The organism is Mesorhizobium sp. M7D.F.Ca.US.004.03.1.1, assembly GCF_003998635.1.
GTDB lineage: Bacteria > Pseudomonadota > Alphaproteobacteria > Rhizobiales > Rhizobiaceae > Mesorhizobium > Mesorhizobium loti.
Genome location: NZ_RZQG01000120.1, coordinates 1 through 10,378 on the forward strand (window position 1 = coordinate 1; position 10,378 = coordinate 10,378).

Below are 10,378 nucleotides of genomic sequence, written 5' to 3' on the forward strand. Positions count from 1 at the left end.
CGCTGGAGCCGCGGCCCGATACCGAAACGCTGGTCGAAGCGATGCTGCCTTTCGTCAGGGCGGTGGCGGTCCGGGAAGGCGAGTGCCGCATCCTCGATCTTGGCACCGGCACCGGCGCCATTGCACTGGCGCTGCTCAGCGCCGTGCCGACAGCGATCGCCACCGGCGTCGATCTGTCCGCGGGCGTGTTGGCGACGGCAGCCCGCAATGCCGGGCAACTGGGCCTTGCAGGCCGGTTCACGGTGCTTCAGTCGGACTGGTTCGAAAAAGTTTCCGGCCGGTACCATGTAATTGCCGCAAACCCTCCCTATATACCCTCGGAAGACATTGGAAATCTGCAGGACGAAGTCCGCAATTTCGACCCGCGCTTGGCCTTGGATGGCGGCGCGGACGGTCTGAACCCCTACAGGATCATCGCCGCGGAGGCGGCAAGGTTTTTGGAAACTGAAGGCAGGATTGCGGTCGAGATCGGCCACACGCAGCACAATGAGGTCTGCGAGATATTCGCTGCAGCCGGCTACGTCCCGGGCGGTGCTTTTCGTGACCTCGGCGGAAACGACAGGGTTATTGTCTTTGAAAGGATAAAGCCTTGACGCAGTGCAAAAAAGCGCTTGGCAATACCGGGGAATACGGCTAGGGTCGCCTTAACCGGATGAGACGAAGCAGGCAGTGCTCTTAGCGATTCGGTTTTCCTTGGAAATAGCTGCCTTCTTGCGCAAACGATGCCCAAGCTTCGTGCGGGAATCGTCCGGCAAGTGATGTAACCGGAACAGGATGGCACGTGGCGCCAACGCAATCGATGCGGGCGAACGCCGGTGAAGAGACGAAACGGCTGGCTGCATGAGCGCCTCCGTTCGTGAAGAGTTTTTCGAAAATTTCAAAATGAAGAGAGTTTGATGAGGCCACAACAGCAGAACAGGCGCATGCGCGGTCGCAACAACAATGGCGGCGGCGGTGGTAACAATAACAATAATAATAACAACAACAACCGCAAGGGACCAAACCCCCTGACGCGCAACTACGAGAGCAATGGCCCGGACGTGAAGATCCGCGGTTCGGCTCAGCAGATCGCCGAAAAATACGCCACCCTTGCCCGTGATGCGCACAGCTCCGGCGATCGGGTCATGGCGGAGAACTATCTCCAGCATGCCGAACATTACAATCGCATCATCGCAGCCGCGCAGGCGCAGATGCCGATCCAGAACGCGCAGCAGAATCGCGATGATTTCGACGATGACGGCGACGAGGATCGCGACGATTTCGACAATGGCGGCAACAACAGCAACACTGTTTCCGATGCTCAGGTTCCGGTGGTCAACCATGGCGCCGGGCCGCAGCCGGTCATCGAAGGCATGCCGGCCGAGGTCGCGCTGAACCGGGAAGGTGGCCGCGACAATCGCGACAATGCCGGGCGTGACAATGGCGGGCGCAACAATGGTGGCCGCGACAACAATGGCGCACGCCATCGCGATCGTCGCCCCAATGGCGGTTACGGCCAGAACGGCCAGCGCGACTTCGGTTCGTCCTCCGAGCAAGGTGGTCAGCCCCAGAGCAACGAGACCCCGATCCAGGGCGAAGCCGCTTCGCCGACCGAGTCCGTTGCCGCGGCTGAGCCGGCTCCGTTGTTCGAGAACCTGTCGCCGGCGGGTCTTGCCGCCCAGGCCGAGCTCAACGAGGCGGCCGCCGAAAGCGGTGCTGCCCGTCGCCCGAGGCGTCCGCGCCGTCCGCGCGTCAACGCCGATCAGATTGACGGCGGCGACAATGCCAATTCCGGGGCCGACGCCAGTGAGGCTGCTGCTGCCCCGGTCGACAGCGGCAATGCTGAACCGGTCATTGTCGATATCGACAACTGATAGAACGACACTTCAAGACGTTGAGCGGCGGGGAGAAATCTCCGCCGTTTTTGTTTTTGCGCGGCGATGGAATATTATGCGTTGACCGACATCAAGGCGTCTTGAGACAGCATGGCCTATGCACCATATCTCGGCTGAACAGGATCCGGCTCGAATGGGCGGGTCCGTCACCGCAATCTGATCCGGTGCCGCAAAGCGGGCCGGTGATGGAAGGAGACAGATATGAACCTTGAGAAATACTCCGAGCGTGTGCGCGGCTTCATCCAGTCAGCGCAGACCATGGCGCTCTCCCGCAACCACCAGCAGTTCACCCCCGAACACATCCTGAAAGTGCTCGTAGACGACGACGAGGGCCTGGCCGCGTCGCTGATCGAACGCGCCGGCGGCAACGTCCGCGACGTCAAGCTTGGCGTCGAGACGGCGCTCGAAGCGATGCCCAAGGTCGAGGGCGGCAATGGCCAGCTCTATTTGGCGCAGCCGCTGGCAAAAGTGTTTTCGACCGCCGAGGAACTGGCCAAGAAAGCCGGCGACAGCTTTGTCACGGTCGAGCGGCTCTTGCAGGCGCTCGCCATGGAAAAGTCGGCCAAGACCGCTGACATACTGGCCAAGGCCGGCGTCACCGCGCAGGCGCTCAACCAGGTCATCAACGACGTCCGCAAGGGCCGCACCGCCGATTCGGCGAGTGCCGAACAGGGCTACGATGCGCTGAAGAAATACGCGCGCGACCTGACCGCCGATGCGCGTGCCGGCAAGCTCGATCCGGTCATCGGTCGTGACGACGAGATCCGCCGCACCATCCAGGTGCTGTCGCGCCGCACCAAGAACAATCCGGTGCTGATCGGCGAGCCGGGCGTCGGCAAGACGGCGATCGCTGAAGGCCTGGCGCTGCGCATCGTCAATGGCGACGTGCCGGAATCGCTGAAGGACAAGCAATTGATGGCGCTCGACATGGGCGCGCTGATTGCCGGCGCCAAATATCGCGGCGAGTTCGAGGAGCGGCTGAAGGCCGTTCTCTCCGAAGTCACTTCGGCCAACGGCAATATCATCCTGTTCATCGACGAGATGCACACGCTGGTCGGCGCCGGCAAGGCGGATGGCGCCATGGATGCGTCGAACCTCCTGAAGCCGGCCTTGGCGCGCGGCGAGCTGCACTGCGTCGGCGCCACCACGCTCGATGAGTACCGCAAGCATGTCGAGAAGGATGCAGCCCTTGCCCGCCGCTTCCAGCCGGTGTTCGTCGACGAGCCGACGGTGGAAGACACCGTTTCGATCCTGCGCGGCCTGAAGGAGAAGTACGAGCAGCACCACAAGGTGCGCATTTCGGATTCGGCGCTGGTGGCGGCGGCGATGCTGTCCAACCGTTACATCGCCGACCGCTTCCTGCCCGACAAGGCAATCGACCTGGTCGACGAAGCCGCATCGCGGTTGCGCATGCAGGTTGATTCCAAGCCCGAGGCGCTGGACGAGATCGATCGCCGCATCATGCAGCTCAAGATCGAGCGCGAGGCGCTGAAGGTCGAGACGGACGAGGCCTCGAAGGACCGGCTCGCCCGCCTGGAAAAGGAGCTCGTCGGCCTCGAGGAGGAATCGACCGAGATCACCGCCAAGTGGCAGGCCGAGAAGCAGAAGCTCGGGCTGGCCGCCGACCTCAAGAAGCAGCTCGATGAGGCGCGCAACGACCTCGCCATTGCCCAGCGCAAGGGTGAATTCCAGCGCGCCGGCGAGCTTGCCTATGGCAAGATACCGGAACTGGAAAAGAAGCTGAAGGAGGCCGAGGCCCAGGACGGCAAGGTCGGCATGGTCGAAGAGGTGGTCACACCCGACCACGTCGCCCATATCGTCTCGCGCTGGACCGGCATTCCGGTCGACAAGATGCTGCAGGGCGAGCGCGACAAGCTGCTGCGCATGGAAGACGAGATTGGCAAGCGCGTCGTCGGCCAGGGCGAGGCGGTGCAAGCCGTTTCCAAAGCGGTGCGGCGCGCCCGCGCGGGCCTGCAGGATCCGAATCGGCCGATCGGCTCGTTCATGTTCCTCGGGCCGACTGGTGTCGGCAAGACCGAGCTGACCAAGGCACTCGCGAGCTTCCTGTTCGACGATGAGAGCGCGATGGTGCGCATCGACATGTCGGAGTTCATGGAGAAGCACTCGGTGGCCCGGCTGATCGGTGCGCCTCCCGGCTATGTCGGCTATGAGGAAGGCGGCGCGCTGACCGAAGCGGTGCGGCGGCGGCCCTATCAGGTCGTACTGTTCGACGAGATCGAGAAGGCGCATCCGGATGTCTTCAACGTGCTGTTGCAGGTGCTCGATGACGGCCGTCTGACCGACGGGCAGGGCCGCACGGTCGATTTCCGCAACACGCTGATCATCATGACCTCGAACCTCGGCGCCGAATATCTCGTCAATCTCGGCGAGGACCAGGATGTCGATGAGGTTCGCGACGAGGTGATGAATGTCGTCAAGGCGTCGTTCCGGCCGGAGTTCCTCAACCGCGTCGACGAGGTGATCCTGTTCCACCGGCTGCGCCGGCAGGATATGGGCCGCATCGTCGAGATCCAGCTCAAGCGGTTGGAGAGCCTGCTTGTCGACCGCAAGATCACGCTGTCGCTGGACCAAGAGGCGATCGACTGGCTGGCGGCCGAGGGCTATGAGCCGGCCTATGGCGCGCGGCCGCTGAAGCGGGTGATGCAGAAGGAATTGCAGGACCCGCTGGCGGAGAAGATCCTGCTCGGCGATATCCTCGACGGCTCGACCGTCAAGGTCACAGCCGGTTCCGACCGGCTGAACTTCCGCTCGAAGCCGACGATCGTCGCGGCGGAAGCGGCAGCCTGATCCAAACGCCGCGCGTCCATCCTGGACGCGCGGCGTTTTTTCGTATGAAAGGCGGGTGCGGATGACACTGGACGACTACAACAGCTTCTGCGCCTCGCTGCCCTCGACGAGCCATGTCGTCCAGTGGGGCGGCGCCCATGTCTGGAAGGTCGGAGCCAAGGTCTTCGCGATCGGCGGCTGGGACCAGGGCCAGCAGCTCTTCGTCACCTTCAAATGCTCCGATATCGCCTATGATGTGCTCAAGGAGCAGCCGGGCCTGCGGCCCGCGCCCTATCTTGCCTCGCGCGGCATGACGTGGATCCAGCGTCGGACAAGCCACAGCATGGATGATGCTGCGCTGAAGGACTATCTGCGCGAGAGCCATCGCCTTGTCGCCCTGAAGCTGACCAGGCAGGCGCGCAAGGAATTGGGACTCGCCGCAAGCTAGCTAATATTCCTCGAGGCGCCGGAAAACCGCCATCTTCATGCCCGGTTCATGTTGGAACCATATGGTGGGTAACTGGTTTGCTGGCGAAGGGGTTCGCCTTGCAGGGACACTGCCGGGCGGCGGCAATTACGGACCGGAGAGTTTGGCTACCATGTTCCGCACGATCTTGACCCTTTCGGCGCTCGCAGCCGGGATGTCCTTTTCAGGCGCGTTCGCCGCCGCGACGCAGGACAGCGCACCGCCGATTGTCCGAGCCGCCAATGATGGCGGCATCCTGCTCGCCCAGGACGGCAATGTGGACATTTATTACGACGCCAGGGGCAACCGCGTTATCGTCGACGCCGATACCGGCAAGGTCATCGCCATCCAACCGCCGCAGACCCGGCTCGACCGTCGCGCGTTGCGTCGAGAGACACGTCTGCGCGAGTTGGGCCGCGCCCCCGACGGCAACGACCGCTACTATCTCGACGATCCGGAAGACATGGCGCGGTTCCGTCGCAAGCAGTTGGAAGAGGAAGGCCGGGTTATCCCGCCGCCGGCGGACGAATACGATCCCTATGGGGACAATTCCGTGGAAGCCAATCCGCCGGCACCGCAGGACGATGGCAGCTACGACAACAATTATCCCGACGCGCCGCAGCCGGCAAAGCCGGGTACCATCAAGCGCCAGCCGCTGAACGAGGCCTCGATAGACCCGGCCCAGCCGGCAGTTCCCACCGAAGAGGCGCTGCCCGCCGACCAGGCGGCTCTGCCGCCGAAGGCTGGCGACAAGACCACTGTTGCCCCGGCGCTTTCGCTGGGAGCGCGCCAGGATGTCGCCGCACTTCAGGTGCTGCTCGACCGCGGCGGCGCTTCGCCTGGCGTCATCGATGGGCGTTTCGGTTCTAATGTCGACAAGGCGCTCGCCGCCTACAACCAGATCACCGGCAGCAATCTGCGATCGACCGACGCGGTCGGCATCCAGGCGGCGCTGGCGCAATCCGGCGGCGATGCCTTCGCCAACTACACCATCACGCCGGAGGATGCGGCCGGTCCCTATGTCGCCTCGATCCCTGAAGACTACAGCCAGAAGGCGCAGCTCGACCGCATGGGCTACACGTCGGTGACCGAGGCGCTGGCCGAGCGCTTCCACATGGACGAGAATTATCTCAAGGCGCTCAACCCGGACGTCAACTTCAATCGCCCCGGCACGATCATCAAGGTCGCCAATTTCGGCAGGCTGGTCTCGACGCCGGTTGCCCGCATCGTCGCCGACAAGGACAAGAAAGAGGTTTTCGCCTATGATGCCGGCGGCAAGCTGGTGGCAGCCTATCCCGCCACCATCGGCTCGTCGGATACGCCGTCGCCGTCCGGCACGCATACGGTGTCGCGCGTCGCGCTCGATCCGAACTACACCTACAACCCCAGCATCAATTTCAAGCAGGGCCAGAACGACAAGGTCCTGACCATTCCGCCTGGCCCGAACGGCCCGGTCGGCTCGGTCTGGATTGCTCTGGACAAGCCGACCTACGGCATCCACGGCACGCCGGATCCATCGAAGATCGGCAAGACCGAAAGCCATGGCTGTGTGCGCCTGACCAATTGGGATGCGCGGGAACTGGCCAAACTCGTTTCGCCCGGTGTCACGGTGGAGTTTGTCGGCGGACCTTCAGCCGATGACCTTGCGCAGCAGTGAACTCCGAAGTGCGGCGGCATAGACCAACTGCACGATCAGAATGAAGCCGATGCCGAGCAGTGGACTGATGAGTGAGAGTGCGGCGCCGAGCGCCCACAGGATCTGCGCCTTGACGATGCGCAGATAGACCGTGCGTTTGGTCTCCGCGTCGACATCCTCTGCCACGAAGCCGTTTTTCTCCGCATAGCGCCAACTGGCGAACAACGTGACGCCGAGCATCAGCAGATTGAGCCAGTAGACCAGCACCGCGGTTCTGAACTCGAGGAAGTCGGCCAGCAGGTCGGTCGAGAACGGCAGCAGGGCGATGAAGGCGAGAAAGCAGAGGTTCAACGTGGCAAGCCGTCTGTCGGACTTGGCGATCAGACCATGCTGCGCCTGCTGGCCGAACCAGAAGATGGTCAGCGTCAGGAAGCTCAAGGCATAAGTCAGGAAACGCGGCGCCAAGGCAGCGATCGCGGCAAGCAACTCGCGTTCGGAATGGATCGCCTCGTGCGCCGGCACCCTGATTTCCAGAACGATCAGGGTGAGCGCGATGGCGAACACCCCGTCGGTGATGCCGACGATACGGCCGCGTCCCTCCGCCGATGCTTCAAGTGGCCGCTTCATCGATGTCTCCCCGTCTGCACCTTTCTGGAAAACCTAGCATGACCGCCGCCGTTTGCATCCGGGTAGGGTGCGACCCCTGGCCGACGGGCTGGTTTCAGTGGCTGCAAGCCACTGGCTGGTTGTTGCCGGTGCACTGGAGGTCTAAGCAAGGTTCCATGCATTCACCCAGCGAAGCCGCCGCCGTCCCGCTGACCAGCCCGGTCACGAATGGAACGTTCTGTCCGCAATCGCAGCGGCGATTCGTGCTGATCGCGGCAATCCTGGCCTCGGCGCTCGGCTTCATCGACGGTTCGATCCTGGCCATCGCCACGCCGGCGATCCGCGTCAACCTCAGCGCCAGCCTGGCCGAGGCCCAGTGGATTTCCAATGCCTATGCATTGACGCTCTCGGCGCTGATCCTCGCCGGCGGCGCTGCTGGCGATCGATTCGGCCTCCGCCGCGCCTTCGTGGCGGGCATTGCGTTGTTCATTGTCGCTTCGCTTGCCTGTGCGCTGGCGCCGAATGCGGTGGTGCTGATCGCATTTCGTGCCGTCCAGGGCATTGGTGCGGCGATCATGGTGCCGGGCAGCCTCGCCATCATCGCCAAGGCCTACCCGAAAAAGGAACGCGGTCGCGCCATCGGAATCTGGGCGGCTGCTTCGGCGCTGACCACGGCACTTGGTCCGGTGCTCGGCGGCTTCGTGCTGTCGGCTTTCGGCGACGGCATCTGGCGAGCGATCTTCGCCATCAACCTGCCGCTCGGCCTGATCTCGATCTATCTGCTGCTGGCCAAGGTTCCAGCCGACGCGCCGACGGAGAAACGCAGCCTGGATCTCGGCGGTGCCGCGCTCGCCACATTGGCTTTCGGTGCGCTCGCATACGGGCTGACCTCGATGAGCGCCAGCGGCGAGGGCCATATGGCCGGGCCGAGCATTGCCGCCGGCGTCGTTTTGCTGGCTGTCTTCATCGTCTTCGAGCTCCGGCAGCGCGAGCCGATGATCGACCTCAGCCTGTTTCGCGTCGGCGCTTTCGCCGGCGCCAATGTCGCGACGTTCTTCCTCTATTTCGCACTGTCGGCCAATCTTTTCTATCTGCCGATGCTGCTGATCGCCGGCTGGGGACTGAGCACGGCCGAGGTCGGCTTCATCTTTCTGCCCCTGTCGGCGTCGATCGCGCTTTTGTCTGGACCGGTCGGCCAGCTATCGGACCGGATCGGCCCGCGCTTTCCGATCGCCTGCGGCAGCCTCGTCGTAGCTTTCGCCTTTGCCGGACTTGCCTTGCTCACCCATGCCGGAATCCACAATTTCTGGACAGGAACATTCCCGCTGATGGCGCTGATGGGGCTCGGCATGGCGCTGGTCGTGTCGCCATTGTCGACGGCGATCATGACGGCGGTGGAAGACAAGGATACGGGTGCGGCCTCCGGCATCAACAATGCCGTCTCGCGCATCGGCGGTCTGATCGCGGTGGCGGCGATGGGTTCGCTCGCCGCCTGGGTCTACGCGAATGCACTGGATGGGAATGCAACGCCCGGCGTGCCAGGCTTTGGCGAACCGGCGACGGTTGGACTTGCGCCCACCGTCGATGCGGCAAGGCTCGCCGCCAGCGACACTGCGTTTTCCGCCGTCTCTTCGGTGACCGCGCTGCTTTGCCTGCTTGCGGCTGTCATCGCCTGGACGACCATTTCCGGTGAGCGGCTGCCATGGTCGCGGCGCGTCGAGAATCCGCAAGGCTGAGAAACCAGAAAGGCTAAAAAGCCGACGGATCAACCGTCGATCTTGGCGCTCGCTACTTTCAGCGAATCGCTGTCTTCCTGCTTCAGCAGGTCGTCGATGCGCTCGCGTTCACGCTTGAAGGCGACGAGGTCATCGCCCTTCAGCACCTTGCCGACCGGCAGCCGGACACGCATCGAATCGACCTTGGTGCCGTTGACGATCAGCTCGTAGTGGAGATGCGGACCGGTGGAGAGGCCGGTCTGGCCGAGATAGCCAATAACCTGGCCCTGGCGCACGCGCACCCCGGGTTCGATGCCTTTGGCAAAGGCGCTCTGGTGATTGTAGGACGTCTCATAGCCATTGGCATGGCGCAGGATGATCTGCTTGCCGTAGCCGCCGGCCCAGCCCGCCTTCTCGACGACGCCGTTGCCGGCTGCGATGATCGGCGAGCCGATAGGAGCGGCCCAATCTGTGCCGGTGTGCATGCGGACATAGCCGAGGATCGGATGTTTGCGGGCACCAAAGCCAGAGGTAAATCTGCCGTTGGGCAGCGGGTTGCGCAGCAGGAACTGCTCAGCGCTTGAGCCGTCCTGGTCGAAATAGTCGGTGCTGCCGTCCTGCATCTGAAAGCGGTAGAAGTTGCGCGTCGTGCCGCCGAACGTCGCCGAGACATACAGAAGTTCCGAATCGTCGGAAGTCTGGTCGTCGCCGTCCGGCTGCGAGAACAGCACTTCGAGGCGATCCGCAGGATTGAGACGTGACTGGAAGTCGACGCCGGACGCCAGCAACTTGATCAGCCGCTGCGTCATCGCCTTGGACATGCCGTAGGAATAGGCGGTGCGGTAAATGCCGTCATAGATGTTGGGCAGATTGCCGCGCACCACCACCGGCGCCGACGAATCATCGAAGGCCGTCAGCAATTCGGGGTTTGGATCCGGCTCCTGCGAGGGCACATACTGGCCGCGATCGTCGAGCGCGATGGTGACGATGTGCTGGGTCCGGTCGTAGACGCTGGTGCGCACGACCTTGGCGGCATCGCCGTGAACCTCAAGGCCGACACGCAGCACGGTTCCGTCTTTGAGCGCCGTCGCGTTCAACAGCTTGGCGATGGCTTCGGCCATGCCGGTGGCGTCTTCACCCGTGTAGCCCGAATCTGCAAAAGCCTCGGTGACGTCGAGATCCTTGGTGAAGGGGATGATTTCCTCGGCGAAGGCCGGCGCCTGGTCGTCGGCGGTGGCGCGCGGCGCCACCGAGACGTTTTCCGGCACGATCTTGACGTCGTAGGAGCCTGCCA

General features: G+C 63.3%; 8 protein-coding genes. 6 read left to right on the forward strand and 2 right to left on the reverse strand.

Annotation, left to right across the window (positions count from 1 at the left end):
• The 5 genes from prmC to EN935_RS10015 form a co-directional block, all read left to right on the forward strand.
• Window positions 1–593: peptide chain release factor N(5)-glutamine methyltransferase (gene prmC, locus EN935_RS09995; RefSeq protein ID WP_127373296.1), on the forward strand; the 593-nt coding region annotated here is incomplete at its 5' end.
• 303 nt (window positions 594–896) lie between these two features.
• Window positions 897–1,853: a DUF4167 domain-containing protein gene (locus EN935_RS10000; protein ID WP_127265113.1), complete on the forward strand. Its 957-nt coding sequence runs from the start codon at window positions 897–899 to the stop codon at window positions 1,851–1,853.
• A 222-nt stretch (window positions 1,854–2,075) separates the two neighbouring features.
• The gene (clpB, locus tag EN935_RS10005; protein WP_127373297.1) at window positions 2,076–4,682 is read left to right on the forward strand and encodes an ATP-dependent chaperone ClpB; all 2,607 of its coding nucleotides are present in this window, start codon (window positions 2,076–2,078) and stop codon (window positions 4,680–4,682) included.
• A gap of 61 nt (window positions 4,683–4,743) precedes the next feature.
• Window positions 4,744–5,109, forward strand: coding sequence for an MmcQ/YjbR family DNA-binding protein (locus EN935_RS10010; protein ID WP_127265115.1), 366 nt, complete (start codon window positions 4,744–4,746; stop codon window positions 5,107–5,109).
• Window positions 5,110–5,260: 151 nt separating this feature from the next.
• Window positions 5,261–6,784, forward strand: a complete 1,524-nt coding sequence (locus EN935_RS10015; RefSeq protein WP_127265116.1) for a L,D-transpeptidase family protein — start codon at window positions 5,261–5,263, stop codon at window positions 6,782–6,784.
• On the opposite strand, the gene EN935_RS10020 is transcribed toward EN935_RS10015, so the two are convergent.
• A complete protein-coding gene (locus tag EN935_RS10020) occupies window positions 6,758–7,390 on the reverse strand; it encodes a TMEM175 family protein (protein WP_109658627.1) in 633 nt (210 codons plus the stop codon). The genes EN935_RS10015 and EN935_RS10020 overlap by 27 nt on opposite strands.
• A gap of 155 nt (window positions 7,391–7,545) precedes the next feature.
• Here EN935_RS10020 and EN935_RS10025 point away from each other — a divergent pair, with 155 nt between their 5' ends.
• Window positions 7,546–9,105 carry an MFS transporter gene (locus EN935_RS10025; RefSeq protein ID WP_127373298.1) on the forward strand — a complete coding sequence of 520 codons (1,560 nt, stop codon included), beginning with the start codon at window positions 7,546–7,548 and terminating at the stop codon, window positions 9,103–9,105.
• Between the two features lie 29 nt (window positions 9,106–9,134).
• On the opposite strand, the gene EN935_RS10030 is transcribed toward EN935_RS10025, so the two are convergent.
• Window positions 9,135–10,378: M23 family metallopeptidase (locus EN935_RS10030; protein WP_164771068.1), on the reverse strand; the 1,244-nt coding region annotated here is incomplete at its 5' end.